This is a genomic window from Mesorhizobium sp. M7D.F.Ca.US.005.01.1.1, assembly GCF_003952545.1.
Taxonomy (GTDB): Bacteria; Pseudomonadota; Alphaproteobacteria; order Rhizobiales; family Rhizobiaceae; genus Mesorhizobium; species Mesorhizobium loti.
On the sequence record NZ_CP034453.1, the window covers coordinates 6,581,656 to 6,601,929 of the forward strand.

Below are 20,274 nucleotides of genomic sequence, written 5' to 3' on the forward strand. Positions count from 1 at the left end.
AACGTGGCGATTCAAGGGCACGAAAATTACACTTTTGTAACATGGCCGTGAGCGGGGTGGCCTGTCAGCGGTCTGTCAGGGTGTTGCCGGAACCGATATTTGAAGCCGCCTTTGGCATGGACCAAGCCGCCGCGCCGCGCTATCCCTGCCGACATGAAAAAAGGCGATCATCTCTTCCTTATCGACGGCTCCGGCTACATCTTCCGTGCCTATCACGCGCTGCCGCCACTGACCCGCAAATCCGACGGTCTGCCGGTTGGGGCCGTTTCCGGCTTCTGCAACATGCTGTGGAAGCTGATGCTCGACGCCCGCAACACCGATGTAGGCATTGTGCCGACGCATTTCGCCGTCATTTTCGACTATTCGTCGAAAACCTTCCGCAACGACCTCTACCCCGAATACAAGGCCAACCGCTCGGCCCCGCCGGAAGACCTGATCCCGCAATTCGGCCTGATCCGCCAGGCGACCAGGGCGTTCAACCTGCCTTGCATCGAGATCGAAGGCTACGAGGCCGACGATCTGATCGCCACCTATGCCAGGCTTGCCCGTGAAGCAGGCGGCGACACCACCATCATCTCCTCCGACAAGGACCTGATGCAGCTGGTCGGCGACACGGTCGGCATGTACGACCCGATGAAGGACCGCCAGATCGGCATTCCGGAGGTCATCGAGAAATGGGGCGTGCCGCCGGAGAAAATGGTCGACCTGCAGGCACTGACCGGCGATTCCGTCGACAATGTGCCTGGTGTGCCCGGCATCGGGCCGAAGACGGCGGCACAACTGCTCGAGCAGTTCGGCGACCTCGACACGCTGCTGGCCCGCGCCGGCGAGATCAAGCAGGACAAGAGGCGCGAATCCATCATCGCCAACGCCGACAAGGCGCGTATTTCGCGTCAGTTGGTGACGCTGATGAACGACGTGCCGGTGGCCGAGGGGCTGGACGATTTCGTCCTGCATGCGCCGGACGGACCGAAGCTGATCGGCTTCCTCAAGACGATGGAATTCACCTCGCTGACCCGCCGCGTGGCGGAGGCGACCAGCACCGAGGTCGGTGACGTCCAGGCCGTCGCGGTGACCGTCGAGCGCGCCGATAACGCGCATGGCCCCGATGTCGGTGCTGGAGCTTCCAGCGAGCCGCGACCTGCCGGGACCGGCCAAGACGGCGCGGCAGACGGGGCGCCGGGCACCGAGAAACCCATCAGCGGCGACACCCCTTCCCTGCTCGCCGCGCTGCGGCTGGAGCGTGCGGCCACCCGCAAGATCGATACATCAGCCTATCACTGCATCCGCGATGTCACGACCTTGAAAGCTTGGGTCGCGGAGGCAACCGGCACTGGCCTTGCCGCTTTCGACGTCAGGGCGACGTCGGCCGATCCGATGCAAGCCGAGTTGATCGGCATATCCATCGCCACGGCGCCCGGCCGCGCCGCCTACATTCCTTTCACCCACAAGAGCGGCAACGGTGACCTGCTCGGCGGCGGCGTGGTCGAAAACCAGATTCCTCTCCGCGAGGCGCTGGCCCTACTGAAACCGCTGCTGGAAGACAGGTCGGTTCTCAAGATCGCGCAGAACTTGAAATACGATCTTGTCGTCATGAGCCGCTACGGCATCGATGTCGCACCGTTCGACGATACCATGCTGATCTCCTACGTGCTCGATGCCGGCACGCCCCATGGTCACGGCCTGGACTCGCTTGCCGAGAAATGGCTGGGTCATACCCCTCTCCTGCTCAAGGACGTCACCGGCTCCGGCAAAAGCTCCGTCGGTTTCGATCAGGTCGACATCGACAAGGCGACCGCTCATGCCGCCGAAGACGCCGACATGACGCTGCGGCTCTGGCTGGTGCTGAAACCGCGGCTCGCCGCCAAGGGGCTGGTGTCGGTCTATGAGCGGCTGGAACGGCCGCTGGTGCCGGTGCTGGCGCGCATGGAACAGCGCGGCATCTCGGTCGACCGTCAGATCCTGTCGCGGCTCTCGGGCGAACTGGCGCAGGGCGCCGCCCGGCTGGAAGAGGAAATCTACCAGCTCATCGGCGAGCGCATCAACATCGGCTCGCCAAAACAGCTCGGCGACATCCTGTTCGGTCGCATGGGTCTGCCCGGTGGCTCTAAAACCAAGACCGGCCAGTGGTCGACCTCGGCGCAACTTCTCGAAGACCTCGCCGCCGAGGGCCATGAACTGCCGCGCAAGATCGTCGACTGGCGCCAGCTGACCAAGCTCAAGTCGACCTATACCGATGCGCTGCCAGGCTTCATCCACCCCGACACCAAGCGCGTCCACACCTCCTACGCGCTGGCCGCGACGACGACGGGACGCTTGTCATCCTCCGACCCGAACTTGCAGAACATTCCGGTGCGCACCGCCGAAGGTCGCAAGATCAGGACCGCCTTCATCACCGACAAGAGCCATCGGCTGGTCTCGGCCGACTACAGCCAGATCGAGTTGCGCGTCCTCGCCCATGTCGCCGACATTCCGCAACTGCGGCAGGCCTTTGCCGACGGCGCCGACATCCACGCTATCACTGCGTCGGAAATGTTCAATGTGCCGGTCGAGGGCATGCCTTCGGAAGTCCGCCGCCGCGCCAAGGCGATCAATTTCGGCATCATCTACGGCATTTCGGCCTTCGGTCTCGCCAACCAGCTGTCGATCCCGCGCGAGGAAGCGAGCAACTACATCAAGAAATACTTCGAGCGCTTCCCCGGCATCCGCGACTACATCGAGGAGACCAAGGCCTACGCTCGCGAGCACGGCTTCGTCGAAACCATCTTCGGGCGCCGCATCCATTACCCGGACATCCGCTCGTCGAACCCGTCGCTGCGCGCTTTCAACGAGCGCGCCTCTATCAACGCCCGCCTGCAAGGCACCGCCGCCGACATCATCCGCCGAGCCATGATCCGCATGGAGGAGGCGCTGGAAAAAGCAGACCTTTCGGCACGCATGCTGCTGCAGGTGCATGACGAACTGATCTTCGAGACCGTCGAGGCCGAAGTCGAGGCGACGATCCCGGTCGTGCGTCATGTCATGGAAAACGCGGCGATGCCTGCGGTATCGATGTCGGTGCCGCTACATGTCGACGCGCGCGCCGCCAACAACTGGGACGAGGCGCATTGAGGTGGACATCTATCTCACCTACCGCGGCCAAATTCCTTCGAAAAAAAGCAGCCTGGACGCGATTTGGGCCATGCGAAGGAGCTTCCATGGCCAGTTGGTGAAGCTGTGGGGCAAAGAGCCTTTCGCAATCCTCAAAAAATGGGAAGATTCGAATTTCGCTGCAGAGGCACCGAACTTTCTGCGCAAAGTCGGCGACCAACTGTTCGTTCCATTTTACAGTGAGGCGATCGGCGTCGGTGTGAAACTAGAAATCAATCTACTGACTGGTTTTCCGCAGCAGCAGGCGGTTATCAGCAGCGGCGATTTGGACAATCGAGTAAAGCGAATAATCGACGCCCTTCGCGCACCTACTCAAAAAGGCGAACTTATTGCAAGCCTTGAGCCGGACACTCGTTGGTACTGCGTAATGGACGACGATAGCTCTGTAAAAGAGGTAACTGCCTCGCTAGCACCATACCTAGATTCGAACGATCCTAGCGTATCGTTTGTATTTGTGAGGATCAGGACGTCGCCCTCGGCCGTCACATTTGCAAACCTAGCAATGCTGTTTTGAATTAGCAGTCACGCTGCTTCGGCCAGGCACTTGGCACACGTCCCGCGAAACTCGATCACCGCCTTCTTGGCGGCGAAGCCGGTGGAGCGCACCCATTCGTCCAACTGGTGGCCGACATCGTGGTCGGACATTTCGGTCACCTGCCCGCATGTGTCGCAGATGGCGAAAGCGGTCATCGAGTGGCTGTGGTCGTGCGGCTCGGCACAAGCGACGAAGGAGTTGATGCTCTCCAGCCGATGCACAAAGCCGGACTTCACCAGCGTGTCGAGCGCCCGATAGACCTGCAGCGGTGCACGAAAGCCCCGCTCGCGCAGTTGGTCAAGCAAGGTGTAGGCGCTGAGCGGGCCGCTAGCGGCCTCAAGCTTTTCGAGCACGCACACCTGGTTCTTCGTCAGCACATCCCTTGCCGCCATGGTCCTGATCCACTCGTCTTGCGTCGCTCGCGCATCATTTCCGCGCGCAAACGATCCCTGTCCCACCCAGATAGCGACGAACAGGCATTTTTGCTACTGTTTCCAACATCTGCCCGGAAGAGACCGCTATCATCAACCGGATTGGGATAACAGGCAGGTTGCTCTCCGATGCAACATTCAAAATACTGACAGAATCTTCGGCAAGAGTTGCCGCGCTTGGAAATTCGATCGGGCTTGGGGAAGCAATCATGATCAAATTGACGCGGCGGACGCTGCTGGTCGGCACGTCCGCGGTGACGATGGCCGGCATGGTGTCGTTCCGGGCCATGGCCGCATCGCGCACTTACCATGCCCTGCTGGTGGCCTGTACCGAATATCCTGCCCTGCCGCAGAGGAACTGGCTTATCGGGCCGAAGAACGATGCCGGCCTGGTGCACGAGTATCTCCTGAAGAACGTGCCCGACCCGGTGCGGTTCGCGCCGGAAAACGTTACGCTGCTCGCCAAGGACGTTCCCGGCGCCAGTGGCCTGCCGACCCATGCGGCAATCAAGGCGGCACTCGCCGACCTCGCAGCCAAGGTTCAGCACGACGATTTCGTCTACCTGCATCTGTCCGGTCATGGCGCCCAGCAACCGCAGAGGGTCAAGGGCGATGAGACAGACGGGCTCGACGAGATCTTCCTGCCCGTCGACATCGAAAAGTGGATCAACCGTGATGCCGGCGTGCCGAACGCGCTGGTCGACAACGAAATCGGCGACGCGCTCGACGCCATCCGCAACAAGGGCGCCTTCGTCTGGGCCCTGTTCGACTGCTGCCATTCCGGCACTGCGACCCGCGCCGTCGAAGTCGATGACGAGCTGGAGCGCAAGGTCGAGTTCGCCGACCTGGTCGGCGGCAACGAGGCGGAGCGGGCCGCTGCAATCAAGGCCTATGACGAGGTGACCTCGGCAGCCGGCTCGCGCGGCGTCGACGACAACGGCACGCGCAAGCCCGCCTTCAACCTGACCCCGACCGGCGGCGAACCGATCACCAAGGGCAAGCTGGTCGCCTTCTATGCCGCGCAGACGGTGGAGACGACGCCGGAAATGCCGCTGCCCAAGGGCACGGCGGATGCGCCCCGGTTCGGCCTATTCACCTTCACCATTCTGTCGAAACTGGCCGAGAATCCCAACGTCACTTATCGCCAGCTCGGCCAGGCCGTGCTGCAGCAATATTCGGCCGACAGCCGCACCCGGCCGACGCCGCTGTTCGAAGGCGAACTCGACGCGCGGGTGTTCGGCACCGACAAGACCGACGCGGTCATGCAGTGGCCTGTCGTCATCAAAGATGGCGAGGCGACGATCGGCGCCGGGCTGCTGCACCGCCTCACCCCCGGCAGCAAGCTCGCCATACTGCCTTCGGCGCTGTCGCCACTTTCCGACGCGGTCGGTTATCTCGAAGTGCAGTCAGCCAAGAACCTGGAAAGCCGCGTCAAGCCGGTCGAGTTCGACAAGAAGCCGGCGCTCAAAGTCGCCGACATTCCCGCCAATGCCTATGCGCGGGTGGCGGAGATCGCCGTCGACTACAAGCTCGTCGTGGCACGTCCGGCTGCCATCAAGGGACTTGAGAAGGAAACCGCGCTGGTCAATTCGGTTCTCGACGAACTGGCCACGGCCAAGGAGACGGGTTTCACCATCGAGCTGGTCGAGCCCGGCAAAAGTGCCGAGCTTCGCTTTGCGGTGATGCGCGAGAATGCTGTTCCCGGCGCCGCCAAGGATGCGACCGACAAGCCGGCGCTGTGGTTCCTGCCGGCGTCGGGCGACGTGACCTTGAAGGACGGCGGCAAGCCGCCGCTGATCATCATCCACATGGATGACCGCCAGAAGCTGGTCGAGGCAACGACCAGGAACCTGCGCACCATCTTCCGCGCCACCGGGCTTTCGCGGCTGGCGGCGGCCTCCGACTACAAGCCCGAGGACGTCGACGTCCAGTTCCAGGTCAAACGTCGCGACAAGGATGGCCTCGAACCGCTGCAGGCTTCGGTGGTGCCGCGCGTCTGGCCGGGCGACGAAGTGCATGTGCTGGCCAAGAACAGCTCGGACCTTCTGGTCGACATCAACGTGCTCTATGTCGGCAGCGACTATTCGATCACTCATATCGTTGCCGAACGCCTCGCCCCGCAGGCCACGCTCGAGGAGGGGCTGCTGGCCTTCACCGACACCAGCTTCGGCATGGAACGGATGATCGCGGTTTTGACCGAGGCGCCGCCGGAGAGCGAGAAGGAGGATCTGGGCTTCCTGGCGCAGGACGGCGTCGCCTCGGCGACACGCGGAACAGGCTCCTCCGGCTTCTCCGACATGCTGACCGATCTCGGTATGGCGCCGGCAACCCGCTCGGTGATGCGGCTTGCCGACAAGAGTGGGCCGAAAGGCGCGGTGATGATCTTCCCGATGGAAACGGTACCACGCGCCTGAGCGGATGCCGGCGCCAAAGCCTCACGGCCATGTTGCGCCGGCTCTTGCGCGATCGGTGCGATATGAGAACATTCCCGGCCGCAGCCTTGGCGCATGACGGTCGGATGAAACGGATAGGATCGATTGTGAAGAATTCTGTGTTTTCCTGGCGTGGAACGGTGACCGGCCTTGCCGGCAGCCTGTTGCTGATCGCCAACGCTTCGGCTGACGAGGCCTGCGGCCTGTGCGTCAAGCAGATCGTCACCAACTCGGAACTGGCGACGTGTTTTCTCGATCAGTACGACCAGATCGCCAAAAGCGGCAGCGGCGCCGTTGTCGTCGATCTCAGCAACTGCGCCTCGCGCGGCGTCGTCGAAGCCTTGCCGTCACCGAACAAGGGGGCGGCGGAGCCCGACGTACAGTTCATGATTTCGCGCCTGCAGTTGCAATGCCTGAAAAAGAAGCTGGAGGCGCCAGGCATCGTGCTTGATCCCTCCGCCACCATTGAACTGGACACCTGCGGATGAAGAAACCGGCGGGCAACACCAGGCAAACAGCAGCAGCCGCGCCCGCAAAGGCGCCGGCCGGCAAACCGGCGCTGCCGGAAACCACTGAAGGCTTTCCGTGGCCGAGCAGCCACGAGATCAAGAAGGAGAGCAATCCCTTCACCGACCGCGACTGGCGCATGCTGATCTATGCCTGGTCGGGCCTGGCAGTTCGTCTCGCCATCATCTTCACCTTGATGTTCTCGATCTATCAGTTCCTGGCCAACCAGGAGCAGAAGCGCGTCGAGCAGACCATGTCACTGGTCGAACTCTGGGAAAACAAGGACTACCAGCAAGCGCAGCGTGCCCTGAAGGATCGTCTGACGGCCCTCAACGCCAAATATGACAATCTGCTCAGCGCCAACCCCTCGCCGACCGAGGAGCAGGTGTTCCGGCAACGGATCGGCATCGAGGCGATGACCGCCTCCGGTGGTGACATGCCGCTCGCCGATTTCAGCGAGAATTTCGATCGCATCGTCTATTTCCTCAACCGCCTGTCCTTCTGCGTCGACGGCGACCTGTGTTCGCGCAAAGTGACCGATGCCTATTTCCGTGACTACGCCGTCTCGTTCTGGAGTTATTTTGCCGGCTACATAGACAAGCAGCGCAAGGCGGGGTCGCCCACTTTCGCCTCGGCAATCGAGGTCTATGTGCGCAATGGGCCGCCCACGGCCGAAGCCAAATAGCGATGAGAAAACTCGGCCTCCGCCTGATGCGCACCTGTCGCTGGCTGGCCATGGCCGGGGCTTTGATTGCGAGCTCGGCGGCCCGTGCAGAGGACGCACCGGATTTCCACCTCGATCTCGACACCGGCGGGCACAGTGCGCAGGTCACCGACCTCGCCTTTACGCCTGATGGCGAGGACATCGTCTCGGCATCCAATGACAAGACCATCCGTGTCTGGGACTGGCAGAGCGGAGTGACTCTACGCACCATTCGCGGCTATCTCGGCAATGGCAGCGACGGCAAGATCTTCGCGGTCGCGATCTCGCCCGACGGCAAGACGATCGCCGCCGGCGGCTATTTCGGCGCCAGCCTTGGTGACAAGCCGCCCTATGGCGACATCAGGTTGTTCGACTTCGCCACAGGCAAGATGAAGGCGGCGCTTAAGGCCGCTGACTACGCGACCTACGATCTCGCTTTTTCTCCCGATGGCAAGACGCTGGCTGCCGGTGGCGCCGACGGCGTCGTCTATCTCTGGCGACCAGACGACAAATCCGCGAGCGGCTGGACGCTGGACAAGAAGCTCGACGCCGATTCCTGGCACATCGACAAGCTCGCTTTCGCCGCCGCGGGAACCCGGCTGGCAGCGACCACCACCGACAACGGCATCCGGCTCTGGGACGTCGTGAAGGGCGAAGAGATCGCACTGCCTGACGAAGTCGAGCCGTTGCGGGACATCAGCGTGATGGCGCTGGCCGTTTCGCAGGACGGCAGCCTGTTTGCCACCGGTAGTAAGGATGGGCTGGTACAGCTCTGGCGGGCTGCTGACGGCACGCCGGTGCGCGCCATGCCGACGCAGGATTTCCTCATCGGCTCGCTGACCTTTGCCAAGGGGTCGCGGTTGGTCGCCTCCTGTGGCTATCGCTGTGCCGACAAGCACCGTTCCATCGTCTGGAACACCGACACCGGCGAGAAGGTGCTCGACTACACCAGCCATGACGGCACGGTCTATGCCAGCGCCGCCAATGCCGATGGCTCGCTGGTGGCGACGGCTGGCGGCACGCGCAACGCCATCCAGGTCTGGGACCCCGCGACCGGTGAGCGTAAGGCCCTGTTGCAGGGAATGGGCGAACCGGTGACCGCGGTCGGCATCGATGCGGCGAACGACGTCATCGCCTGGGGCAACGCCAACCCTTGTCCCGATCGCGTGGCCTGCGCCGAACAGCAGGGCGTGCTGGACAACACACTGGCGCTGCCGACCACCGAACGGTTCTTCGAGGATCCGCAGCCGTTGACGGAGCCAGCCTCATTTGCGCGTGCCACGCTTGCCGACGGCCAGTGGTCGCTGCGCGTCACGGCGGGCGGTAAGGACGCGCTGGAAAATGCCGTGCTGGAGATCGTCAATGGCGGCAAAATGGTGCGCGGCATCGAGAACGACGCCACCAATGGCTTTGTCCATTCGGCCTATACGCTGATCGACAAGGGCCTCGGCCTGATCACCGGCGGCAATGACGGCACGCTGATCGAGTACAGAACGGCGACCGCGAAAGTGTCGGGCGAGTTCACCGGCCACACCGGTGAGATCAACGCCATGGTCGCCTCGCAGAAGACCGGCCTGCTGGTCACCGGCAGCGCCGACCAGACGCTCAGACTGTGGAACCTGAAGACGCATGAGCTGATCGTGTCGATGTTCTTTGCCGGCTCGCAATGGATCGTCTGGATGCCGCAGGGTTACTACTATTCCTCCGACGAGGGCGACAAGCTGATCGGCTGGCAGGTCAACCAGGGCCGCGACCATGAAGGCCGCTTCATCCGCGCCGGCCAGTTGAAGAAATACCTCTGGAGCCCGGAAATGGTGCGCCGGGCGATCATCCTGCGCAGCGCCAAACAGGCGGTCAAGGAGATGCGGCCTGGCGTGGACAACGAATTGCAGAAGCTGCTGCAGCGCAAGCCGCCGGAGTTCGCCATCCGCGTGGCAGACGACCAGAGCAAGGTCCGCGACGGTTATGTCGCCGTCGAGATATCAGGCGCCAAAGAGGCTGGAACGGATGTCGCAGGCTTCTCGATCCTGTCGAACAGCCGCAATGTCGGCGATGTCACCGCCCGCTCGGTGGATGGCAACAGCACCATTGTCGAGATACCGGTCGAGAACGGCGAGAACACCATCCGCATCACCGGCACCAACGAATTTGGCTATCTGACCGAACGCAGCGTGACGGCACTGGCGAGAAAGACCGAGAAGGCCGAGGCCAAGGGCAAGCTCTATGTCGCGGTCATCGGCGTCGACAAATATCCATTCCTGACCGATGCCTGTTCGGGCCGCGCCTGCGACCTGCGCTACCCCGTCGATGACGCCACCGAGTTCCTCAAGGTGATCTCGCAGAAATCGGCGCCGCTGTTCTCGTCGATGGAAACGCTGGTTCTGGTCAACCGCGAGGCGCTCGACGAGAGCCCCGACAAGGCCAAGCAGACCTACGCCGTCGCCAGTGCCGACAACATCATGGAGCCCGACTCCGACACCATCGACGACCAGCTCGCCGATTTCCTCGACAGGCCGGGCGAGCACGACACCACCATCATCTTCGTCGCCGGCCACGGCATCAACATCGACGAGGACTATTATTTCATCCCGACCGATGGCCGCAAACAGGATGCCGAGCGCTGGAAGCGTTCGTCGCTTGTCCACTGGTCGGACATCCAGAAGTCGGTCGAGCGGGCAAAAGGCATGCGCTTCATGCTGCTCGACACCTGCCATGCCGCCAACGCCTTCAATCCACGCCTGGAAAAAGACGCGCAGGACGCACGCATCGTGGTGTTTTCGGCGACCGCCGCCAACAACACTGCCGCCGAACTGCCGGAACTCGGCCACGGCGTCTTCACCTATTCGATCCTTGAAGGCTTGCGCGGCAAGGCCAGGACTTCGGACGGCGGCGTCACGCTGTTCGGCCTTGCCGACTATATTTCGCGCGAAGTGGTGCGGCTGACGTCGTCGAAGCAAAAGCCGTTCTACTATGTCGGCGGCGTAGAGAACATTGTGCTCGCCGAGCCATGATTGCCCGCCTGCTGACGACTATCGCCTTTTCGTTGATTGTCAGCGGCGCGGTACACGCCGCGCCTGTCGTCTGCCCACCGGGCACCGATAGCTTTCCGCCCTTCTACGACGACGCCACTTTGTTCAAGGATGCCATCGCCAGCGTCGCCGATGTCGAGCCATCCAACCAGCGGTTGACCGGCATCACCGTGCCGCACCATCTTCTGGCCGCCGACCTGGTGGCGCTCGGTTTCCGGGCGGCGTCCGGCTTCCGCTACAAGCGCATCGTCATCCTGTCGCCGGACCATTTCCACAAGACGCACAAGCTGTACGCCACCTCATTGCGCGGCTTCGACACCGTGCTTGGCCCGGTGGCAGCCGACACCGACGCCGTGCGGCGGCTTGAGACGAACAGCGACATGGTCGAGGAGTCCTGCCTGTTCGACAAGGAGCATGGCGTGCGCGCCATGCTGCCCTTCCTGCACCAATATTTCCCCGAGGCGAAAATCGTGCCGGTGGCAATGTCGGTCAAGGCGCGCCGCGGCGACTGGGACAGGCTGGCCGAGGCTTTGAAGCCGATTGTCGACAAGGACACACTGATCGTCGAATCCACCGACTTCTCGCACTATCTGCCACAGCATGACTCCAGGCGCTTCGACCAGCAGTCCCTGAACATGCTGGCCGCCGGTTCGCTCGACGGCATAGCAGCACTTCGCCAGCCCGATCATGCCGATTCCGTCGGTGCGCTCTATATCCAGACCCGGCTGCAGCGCGAGCTGTTCGGCGCCCAGCCGCTGGTCATCGCCAATGAGAACTCGCAGGAGCATACGTCCGACTATGTCGAGCGGACCACCAGCTATGTGGTAGCGCTGTTCGGCGCCTTCGGCCCCGGCTTCAACAACCCGGCGCGGCCAAAGGACAGAATCTACTACCTCGCCGGTGACATGAATTTCGGTCGCGCCATGAAGAAGATACTGGTCCGCGACGGTGTTGCCGACCGGATCGTCGACAGCGTTCTGGCCCTGACCGGATCGCGGCCGCTGATCGTCAACCTCGAAGGCGTCATCCTGCCCAACGTGCCGGAAGCGATCGACGACATGACACTGGCGATGCCGCAAGACCTGGCTGGCTACATGCTGAAGCGGCTGCATGTCGCCGGCGTCGGGCTCGCCAACAATCACGCCTATGATCTCGGACCATCCGGCTATGTGGAGACCCTGCGTGCACTGGATGAAGCCGGCATTCCTCACTTCGGCCAAGGTGAGACGCTAGCGCTCGCCGATATCGATCTTGTCGGCCTGACCGACATCGACACCAACGGCTCCAAGAACACCGACCTTATCACCCCTGCCCTGCTCGACCGACTGCTGCACGAGGATGCCGAGCGGCCGGTCGTTGCCTTCGTCCATTGGGGCCGCGAGTACAAGACCGGGCCGTCGGAACGTGAAGACATGCTTGCCGACCAGATGCGGCTGCGCGGCGCTTCAGTCATCGTTGGCAGCCACCCACATGTATCGAGCGAGGCGATCGTCCCGCTGGCCGGCGGCGACGTGGCGGAGGTCTATTCGCTCGGCAATTTCCTGTTCGACCAGAGCGCCGAACGGTCGTCCGGATCGATGCTGGAACTGCGCGTCTTCGCCCAGGGCACGATCTTCACCAGGCTCATTCCGCTTCCCAACTATTTCGAGATGGGCAGAAAATAAACGCTCCCAAGGTGTGTTGAGATTCAGGTCAGGCCGAGCCGAGAATGGTGACCTTCGAGAACCGGAGCGGAGCGTACTTTTGGGTACGTGAGCACCGGAAGCGCAGGTATCAGCCATTCGCAGGCCGGCATCACCTGAATCTCGACATACCCTAGCCGCAGCCGACCATGTCGCGCGGCAAATAGCAGGCTGCCGGCTCGGTCTTGGTCTCGAACAGCGACTGCTTCGGCCGGAAATAGAAGAAGGTGACCGGCTTGCTCTCGCGCACGCTGCCATCGGCAAAATGCGCGGCAATGCTGAAGCGGTGGATCGACGACATTGACGACCACATCTTCAGCCGCGCCGTATAGGCGCTGATCTTCTTGTTGCCGCGCACCGGCATGGGGATGGTGTAGTCATGCTTGCCGATCGGAAACTCGATGTTCTGGTAGCGCATCGCTTCCGGCGTGCCGCCGCCGCCGTCGCCGCATTCGGCCATCGCTTCCGGCGTCTCGAAGACCGCCACGGTGATGGAGGCGCGGAACGGTTCACTCTGCTGGTAGACATGACCTTCGTCATCCGACCAGGAATAGTCGAACTTGCCGATCGCATTCAGCGTCATCGCCTGTTGCATATTGCCGAGATAATCGGCGACCTCGCCGAACTTAACCTTATTGGTCAACTGGCTGCGGCAGACATTGAGACTGTCCACCGAGGGACAGGGAAAACGCCCCGTCTCCAGGCCGGCCGTGTCGACGCCGGCCTCGGTGAGCACGCTCTTGACCGACACGTCGACACCGTCGCCGAAACTGCCGATGTCCTTGCTGTACATGCGGCTTGGCTTGCCGGTCGGATTGCCCTCGTCGTCAACCGCGGTGAACTGGATAGACATCTTCATGTCCTTGGCGTCACCCCAGCCGTTGTTGATGATGGAGAAATCCGGCCGGAAGCCGACGCAGCCGAAATGCTCCGATATCGACAGCATCGGCTTGCGATACGCATCGCTGGCGGCGACCTTCATCTCCAGGCTGTCGAGCTTGACCTTGGACTGGTCAGTGGTCTTGAGATCGACTTCGGCAAAGGCCGGCGCATCCCCCCAATCCGAGCCTTCATAGACATTGCCGGTGGCGACCTGGCCGGTGCCGCTCCAGCTGTCGTTGTACTGGTCGGACTGCGGATAGATCGCGATGTCTTCGTCACGCACCAGATGCTGGTACTGCATGTCGGATTGCTGGGTCATGCGCTGGTCGACCGCCACGCCGATCTCGACCTTGTCGGCATCGCCGCCACCGGTCTGCGCCTTGATGAGCCCGCCGACCCTGGCATCGGCCAGCATGTCGGGACGCGAGCCGCCAACCTCCTTGCCCCTTGCCCATTGCGAGTCGTAGACCGTGCCGCCGGCCAGCCGTGTGCGGCCCTTGCCGTTCTTCAAGCCGTCGACGAATGAGCCGACAAAAATCTCTCCGGTCCTTGACAACAACCGCCCCTCGCCATTCGGCACGCCGGCGACGAACTGTCCTTCATAGCGATTGCCGTCGGCATCGACATGGACGCCTTTTCCGTTGAGTTTCCCGGCAAGCCAATGCCCGTCGAAAACCTCGCCGGAGCGCAGCTCGAGCCGGCCTTGCCCGTCGGGCCGGCCATTCCTGATGTCACCGAAATAGCTGGAATAGATGGTTTTGGGATCATAGCTCGCCGAGCCGCGCACTCGCCACACCAGCCTGCCCTTGCCATTGATGGTGCCGTCTTCGGCAATCGTCCGATCAGGCGACTGGCCCGCCGCCGGCTCCCAGACGAAGTCGAGGTTCTTTTCCGGGTGGAAGTCCCACACCCGCACGGTCCGGCGCAGCACCGAGCGCGTGTCTGCCTGGTAGAGGATCTGCACCCGTTCCGCCCAGGCACCGCTGGCAGGGGCGGGTATGGGATCGGCAAAGGCCGGCGAAAGCACCAACGCGACCAGCATCGATGCGGCCGCGATCCCGAACACTGCTTTTGCCCGCGCCATCCCAAAAACCCCTTTGGATGCCAACCCCTTGGCCCCTCAAGCGTAGTCGGCGAGCCGGCCTCGTGCAAGAGAAGCAGCGCAGGAAGCATCGGCACGAAAAAAGGCGGCGGGATTGCTCCGCCGCCTTTGTCTCCGCCGCGAATGCGCGGCGACTATTTATACAGGCTGTTGATCCACTGGATGTTGGCAGCATTCAGGCGCACGGCGGTGTTCGCGTCGGGGCTTTCCGCCACGTTGACGCCGGTGATGATGCGCTGTTTGGAGTTGTTGTCATAGGCGTAGACCGAGCTGCCGCTCGACCCCGGGAACGTGTCGCAGTCGTACTGGAAATATTCCGGGGCGATGTTCTCGGCATGCACTTCGCAGCTTGCCTTCCACATCGTGCCCATCGGCTTGTCGCCGGGATAGCCGACGAGGTTGGCGGTGAAGTCGCCGAGATCGTCATAGTTGGCATAGCCCAGCCAGCCGAGGTTGGTGCCGACATCCTGCTTCAGCGTGATGATGCCCAGATCCCACGGGATCACCGAGCCATAATAGCCCTGGTAGTTGTCGATGAAGCCTTGCAGCACATAGGCGCTTTCAAAGGTGAAGGCGCCGAACGGTGCGTCATCGGCAGTGCTGCCGTTGAGGCCAGGCACGAACAGATATTCGGAGAGCCAGTCCTTGTCCTCATGGCTGTAGAGGCAGTGCGCTGCGGTCAGCACCGTGCGCGGGCCGATCAGTGTTGCCGAGCAGCTGCCGTAGCTGCCCGTCTTCGGCGATTTGGCTTCGAGATAGCCGATTGCCGAGAACGGATAGGTCTTGGTATTCTTGACCTGCTCGCGATCGTCGGCGCCGAAAACCTGGCGGCCGGCTTCGCCTTCACCAAGGTCAGGATCTTCTGTCTTGCGCGGACCACCTTCGGTTCCATTGGCCGGCGCGTTCAGTTCCTTGATGATGAGGTCCCGCAGCGCTTCGCTCGGCTCGATCTTGATTTCCTTGCCATCGGCGGACCGTCCGACGATGCCATAGGATTTGACAGCCGCTGCCTCGTCGGTAATCGGCGCGGCGCGATTGTCTTCGTCAGTAAGCTGCGGTGGTGCGATTGGCTTTGCCCGCCCGGGCTTGTAATCGCCTGAAGTCGCGTCCCGCATGCTTTCGCCATTGCCGGCACTGGCGGAGCCAGGATCGGCGGCGAAAACCGGGACGGCCCACATTGCGGTGGAAAGCAATGCGGACGCAATGAGTGCGTTTGTCAGTTTTGTCATGGTGAGACTCTCCCAAAAGTCAGCAAGGACTGGATCAAAATACAGAAATATTGTCGAGATCGTGGTGAAGTCGAAAAATGAATTTGGTTACCGGCGCCTGAACCTGATCATCACCCCATGCGGTCTGTCGAAGGCCCCCGCCAAAGATACCCGCGCGGATATATTGCCTAAATTAATACAACATTGGAATGACAAATCGCTTCCACGTAGCCCGTGGGGGGCTATAGGGTTTTGAGTGGGTTCCGCAAGGGAACGCGATCCGCGAAGCAACGCCTGCTTGCCGGCGACTGTTTCGTTGATCATGCGCCAGGGCTGGCTCGTTCGAGAACGTGTCTCAGGAGGATTTCAGGTGCACATCATCCATCGGTTCAGGCCGATCGCCGCCGCGTCTTTGCTCGGCATCGCTGCGGCCCTTGTGGCCGCCAACACTGCCCAGGCGGACGAAGGCGCCGCCCGACCGGAGGCAGCGGTCTCGCCAATGAAACGCGTGACGGAAGCCAGGGCGAAGGCCGCGGCGGAGAATCCCGGCGGCGCCGATCGCGTCTATGGCGGCAACCAGGCCGAAAAGGGTGCCTATCCGTTCCAGGTCGCGCTGCTCACCACCGACAGGCTGGACGAGAACCCGGCCTCGCAGGCCAATGCCCAATTCTGCGGCGGCAGCCTGATCGCCCCGCAATGGGTGCTGACGGCAGCACACTGCCTCAACGACAATGGCCAGCCGATTTCACCAGACTCCGTCACCGTGCTGACCGGCGCCACCGAGCTCAGCGAGGGCAGGCGCCACAAGGTGGTGGAGGTCATCGTCAATGAAGGCTACAGCGAGCAGACGCTCGACAATGATCTCGGCCTGCTCCGACTTGCCGAGCCGGCCGATGCGCCGACCATCAAGGTCACCCATGACGCAACGCCCGACACCGGCAAGACGACGGTCACCGGCTGGGGCAAGATGCAGGATGGCACCTTTCCAACCACGCTGATGGTTGCCGACCTTGATCTCCAGCCGAACACCGCCTGCAACAGCGGCATCAAGGCCATCTATGCGCATGATCTGAAGGCCGCACTTGGTGATCTGTCCCGCCGTATGCGCTATTCGGAAAAAGGCATCGAAGCGGCCGCCAATGCGATCGCAGCCGACATGACCGACCCGCTGACTGGCAACATGATCTGCGCTGGCACCACCAGCGGCGTGCGAGATGCCTGCAACGGCGACAGCGGCGGCCCACTGTTCATGACCGGTGCCGAAGGCCCGGTCCAGGTCGGCGTCGTCAGCTGGGGCGAAGGCCCGGCGGACGGCAGTGCGGCCTGCGGCCACAAGGACGCCTACGGCATCTACACGCGGCTCGCCAACTACACCGGCTGGATCGAGACGAAGATCAAAACCTCTGGCCCGGCGCCTGCCAAACCCAAGCCGGGACTGGGGACGGCGCAGAAGCCGAAGACGCCCTGAACCATGGCCGCTTTGCCTTCACATGAAAAACGGCGGGAGGTCCCGCCGTTTTTGTTTTGCCGGCTTATCGAGCGGGCTTATTTCCTTGGCGGGCCTTTGCGCTCGGCCGAAGCCGCCCACAGATTGATGTCGGATTCGCGCGCATAGGTATCGATCTCGGCGAGTTCGGCATCGCTGAAGTCGAGCACCTTGAGCGCGCCAACGCAGTCCTCGACCTGCTCCGGCCGGCTGGCGCCGATCAGCGCCGAGGTCACCCTGCCCTTGCGCAGCACCCAGGCCAGCGCCATCTGCGCCAGCGTCTGCCCGCGCTTGCCGGCGATGGCGTCAAGCGCCTTGATGTTGGCGATGGTCTTGTCGTTGATGAACGCTGTCTTCAGCGACTTGCCCTGGGAAGCACGGCTGCCGTCGGGAATGCCGCCGAGATACTTGTCGGTCAACATGCCTTGCGCCAGCGGCGAGAACACGATCGAGCCGACGCCGAGCCCTTCGAGCGTGTCGAGTAGGCCGTCTTCCTCCACCCAGCGATTCAGCATCGAATAGCTCGGCTGGTGGATGACGCAAGGCGTGCCAAGCTGCTTCAAGATATCGGCGGCCTCGCGCGTGCGCTGCGAATTGTAGGACGAGATGCCGGCGTAGAGCGCCTTGCCCGAGCGCACGGCATGGTCGAGCGCGCCCATGGTCTCTTCCAGCGGCGTGTCGGGATCGAAACGGTGCGAATAGAAGATGTCGACATAGTCGAGACCCATCCGCTTCAGGCTCTGATCGAGGCTGGCAAGCATGTATTTGCGCCCGCCCCATTCGCCGTAGGGCCCGGCCCACATCTCGTAGCCGGCCTTGGTCGAGATGATCAGCTCGTCGCGGTAGGCGGCGAAGTCGGTGCGCAGGATCTCGCCAAAAGCGGTCTCGGCCGAGCCGGGCGGCGGACCGTAATTGTTGGCGAGGTCGAAATGCGTGATGCCGAGATCGAAGGCCTTGCGCGCGATCGCCTGCTTGGTCTTGTGCGGCGTGTCATTGCCGAAATTGTGCCATAGCCCCAGCGAGATCGCCGGCAGCTTCAGGCCGGAGCGGCCACAGCGGTTGTAGATCATTTTCTCGTAGCGGTTTTCGGCGGGACTATAGGGCATCGGAAAATCCTCAAATGGAAACGAGCCAGGCTACTGCCATCGCGGCGAGTCGGCTCTGCCCCTCACCCTTACCCTCTCCCCGTCGGAACGGGGAGAGGGTTGAGGTGTGCCGCCTACTTCTTCTTTGCCAAAAGCTCTTTGGCTTCCTTGACGCCCAGTGCGGCCGGCCGTTCGCAGGTGGTCTGCATGGCGACGAACTTGCCGGTTTCGCCTGAGCGCAGCAGGCCGGTCATCACATCGACGGCGTGAAGCGCCAGTTCCATCGAGCAGCGGTGCGGCCGGCCTTCCGCGATCGCTACCGCCATGTCGGCGAGGCCTGACGTGCGGTAGTTGGCCATCATGCCTTGCCCATGCATTTCATTGGGGATACCGAACGGGTGCTTCCATTTCGGCAGCTTCTTGACCGGCTTGCTGTCTTGCGTGAAGCGCACATCGCCGCCGAAGAAATTCGGATCCGGCACGAACACCGTGCCCGTCTCGCCATAGAGTTCCATCGGCGCGTGACCATGGGTCCAGACGTCCCAGCTGGTGTTGAGCGTGACTACGGCGCCATTCTCGAACTCCAGCAGGCCATGGATGGTTGTGGGTGTCGCGACCGGAATCTTTTCTCCGGCGCGCGGTTTTGATGAAATCGTCCGTTCCTTGGCCGGTGTCGTCGCGAAGGCCGCGACCTGCTTCACCGGCCCGATCAACTGGATCAGATTGGTGATATAGTACGGTCCGATGTCGAGCACCGGACCCGCGCCCGGCTGGAAGAAGAAGTCCGGGTTGGGGTGCCAGTGCTCCATGCCGTGGCTCATCACATGGCAGGTGCCGCTGGTGATCTTGCCGAGCTTGCCGGTGTCGATCAGGTCGCGGACCAGCTGATGCGCGCCGCCCAGGAAGGTGTCAGGCGCCGAGCCGATGCGCAGGCCTTTCGCCTCGGCGCGTTTCTTCAGGTCGAGCCCTTCCTTGACCGACAGCACGAACGGCTTTTCCGAATAGACGTGCTTGCCGGCGTCGAGCACCTGCTTCGATACTTCGTAGTGCACCGCCGGAATGGTAAGATTGACGATGATGTCGATATCGTCGGCCTTCAGAAGTCCCTCGACGGTCTCGGCGCGCAGCTTGAACTCCTTCGCCCGCGCCTTGGCCGCCTCCATGTTGATGTCGGCGCAGGCACGCATCTCGATGCCGCGAAACAGCGGCGCCAGCGAAAAATATGCTTTCGAGATGTTGCCGCAGCCGATGACGCCGATGCCAAGTTTCTTTGCCATGCTGATTGCTCCTAGTAGGTCTTGACGGCTGCGATCGAGCGGCGGGCGAAGCGCTCGATGTCGTTGGGATTGTCCTGTTCCATGACGTAGTACTGGGCAGCACTCTTGTCGCGCAGCACCTTGATCAGGCCGGCCCAGTCGATGGTGCCATGGCCGACATCCGACCAGCCATCCTCGTCCAGCCCCTCACCGGGCTTGGCCATGTCCTTGACGTGAACCGCGCTGATCCGCTTGCCGTGCTTCTCAATCCACGGCAGCGGGTCATCGCCGCCGCGCACCACCCAGGCGACGTCCATCTCCCAGCTGATGTCGGGCGCGGACGACAGGATGTGGTCCTGTGGCACCGAACCATCGGCCAGTTTCTTGAACTCGAAATCATGGTTGTGCCAGGCAAAGCCGTAGCCGGCTTTTTTCGCGGCGTCGCCGACCTTGGCCAGACGATCACCAAAGCCGCGCCAGCCGGCGGCGTCGGATGGCCGCTGGTCGGGCATCAGGAAAGGACAGATGAGCAGCGTGATGCCGAGTGCGTCGGCTGTTCTGCGCACGCCGTCGAAATCGTTCTCGAGCGCGTCGATCGAGAAATGCCCCGTCGGCATGGCGAGCCCGTTCTTGTCGAGTTCGGTGCGGAAGGCCTTGGGATCGTCGTAGACGCCGCCGAAGCCCTCGACTTGCGTATAGCCGAGCTTGCCGAGCGTTGCGAGCACGCCTTCCCAGGGCAGGAAATTGCGGGCACTGTAAAGTTGGAATGACCAGTTCATCGTCTCT

14 protein-coding genes are annotated in these 20,274 nt (G+C 62.4%); 8 read left to right on the forward strand and 6 right to left on the reverse strand.

Annotated elements, in window-relative coordinates; genetic code table 11:
• Positions 1 to 153 precede the first annotated feature (153 nt).
• Entirely contained in the window at positions 154 to 3,111 is a 2,958-nt protein-coding gene (gene polA / locus EJ076_RS31980) for a DNA polymerase I (protein WP_164548916.1), read from the forward strand.
• A gap of 1 nt (position 3,112) precedes the next feature.
• Complete coding sequence (locus EJ076_RS31985) at positions 3,113 to 3,664, forward strand: hypothetical protein (protein ID WP_126070557.1); 552 nt, start codon at positions 3,113 to 3,115, stop codon at positions 3,662 to 3,664.
• 8 nt (positions 3,665 to 3,672) lie between these two features.
• Here the strand turns inward: EJ076_RS31985 and EJ076_RS31990 are convergent, their stop codons facing one another.
• Positions 3,673 to 4,077, reverse strand: coding sequence for a Fur family transcriptional regulator (locus tag EJ076_RS31990; RefSeq protein ID WP_027043292.1), 405 nt, complete (start codon positions 4,075 to 4,077; stop codon positions 3,673 to 3,675).
• Positions 4,078 to 4,325: 248 nt separating this feature from the next.
• Here EJ076_RS31990 and EJ076_RS31995 point away from each other — a divergent pair, with 248 nt between their 5' ends.
• The 5 genes from EJ076_RS31995 (at position 4,326) to amrB (ending at position 12,451) form a co-directional block, all read left to right on the forward strand.
• Entirely contained in the window at positions 4,326 to 6,530 is a 2,205-nt protein-coding gene (locus EJ076_RS31995) for a caspase family protein (protein ID WP_126070558.1), read from the forward strand.
• Positions 6,531 to 6,655: 125 nt separating this feature from the next.
• Entirely contained in the window at positions 6,656 to 7,036 is a 381-nt protein-coding gene (locus EJ076_RS32000; protein ID WP_109661125.1) for a hypothetical protein, read from the forward strand.
• Entirely contained in the window at positions 7,033 to 7,740 is a 708-nt protein-coding gene (locus EJ076_RS32005; protein WP_109658717.1) for a hypothetical protein, read from the forward strand. Before EJ076_RS32000 ends, EJ076_RS32005 begins: the two co-directional genes overlap by 4 nt.
• 2 nt (positions 7,741 to 7,742) lie before the next feature.
• Positions 7,743 to 10,769, forward strand: a complete 3,027-nt coding sequence (locus EJ076_RS32010) for a caspase family protein (protein ID WP_245462925.1) — start codon at positions 7,743 to 7,745, stop codon at positions 10,767 to 10,769.
• Complete coding sequence (gene amrB / locus EJ076_RS32015; protein ID WP_126070559.1) at positions 10,766 to 12,451, forward strand: AmmeMemoRadiSam system protein B; 1,686 nt, start codon at positions 10,766 to 10,768, stop codon at positions 12,449 to 12,451. The genes EJ076_RS32010 and amrB overlap by 4 nt, the downstream gene beginning before the upstream one ends.
• Before the next feature lie 151 nt (positions 12,452 to 12,602).
• On the opposite strand, the gene EJ076_RS32020 is transcribed toward amrB, so the two are convergent.
• Together EJ076_RS32020 and EJ076_RS32025 are read right to left on the reverse strand one after the other, a co-directional pair.
• On the reverse strand, positions 12,603 to 14,435 hold the full coding sequence (locus tag EJ076_RS32020) for a hypothetical protein (RefSeq protein ID WP_126070560.1): 1,833 nt from the start codon (positions 14,433 to 14,435) through the stop codon (positions 12,603 to 12,605).
• A gap of 152 nt (positions 14,436 to 14,587) precedes the next feature.
• Positions 14,588 to 15,682 carry a serine protease gene (locus tag EJ076_RS32025; protein WP_109658714.1) on the reverse strand — a complete coding sequence of 365 codons (1,095 nt, stop codon included), beginning with the start codon at positions 15,680 to 15,682 and terminating at the stop codon, positions 14,588 to 14,590.
• Positions 15,683 to 16,031: 349 nt separating this feature from the next.
• Here EJ076_RS32025 and EJ076_RS32030 point away from each other — a divergent pair, with 349 nt between their 5' ends.
• Positions 16,032 to 17,129 carry a trypsin-like serine protease gene (locus EJ076_RS32030; protein ID WP_126070561.1) on the forward strand — a complete coding sequence of 366 codons (1,098 nt, stop codon included), beginning with the start codon at positions 16,032 to 16,034 and terminating at the stop codon, positions 17,127 to 17,129.
• A 77-nt stretch (positions 17,130 to 17,206) separates the two neighbouring features.
• On the opposite strand, the gene mgrA is transcribed toward EJ076_RS32030, so the two are convergent.
• The 3 genes from mgrA to EJ076_RS32045 form a co-directional block, all read right to left on the reverse strand.
• Positions 17,207 to 18,253 carry an L-glyceraldehyde 3-phosphate reductase gene (mgrA, locus tag EJ076_RS32035; protein ID WP_126070562.1) on the reverse strand — a complete coding sequence of 349 codons (1,047 nt, stop codon included), beginning with the start codon at positions 18,251 to 18,253 and terminating at the stop codon, positions 17,207 to 17,209.
• A 113-nt stretch (positions 18,254 to 18,366) separates the two neighbouring features.
• Positions 18,367 to 19,509 (reverse strand): Gfo/Idh/MocA family oxidoreductase, encoded by a 1,143-nt coding sequence (locus tag EJ076_RS32040; protein ID WP_126070563.1) that lies wholly within the window; start codon positions 19,507 to 19,509, stop codon positions 18,367 to 18,369.
• Between the two features lie 11 nt (positions 19,510 to 19,520).
• On the reverse strand, positions 19,521 to 20,267 hold the full coding sequence (locus EJ076_RS32045) for a sugar phosphate isomerase/epimerase (RefSeq protein WP_126070564.1): 747 nt from the start codon (positions 20,265 to 20,267) through the stop codon (positions 19,521 to 19,523).
• Positions 20,268 to 20,274 lie beyond the last annotated feature (7 nt).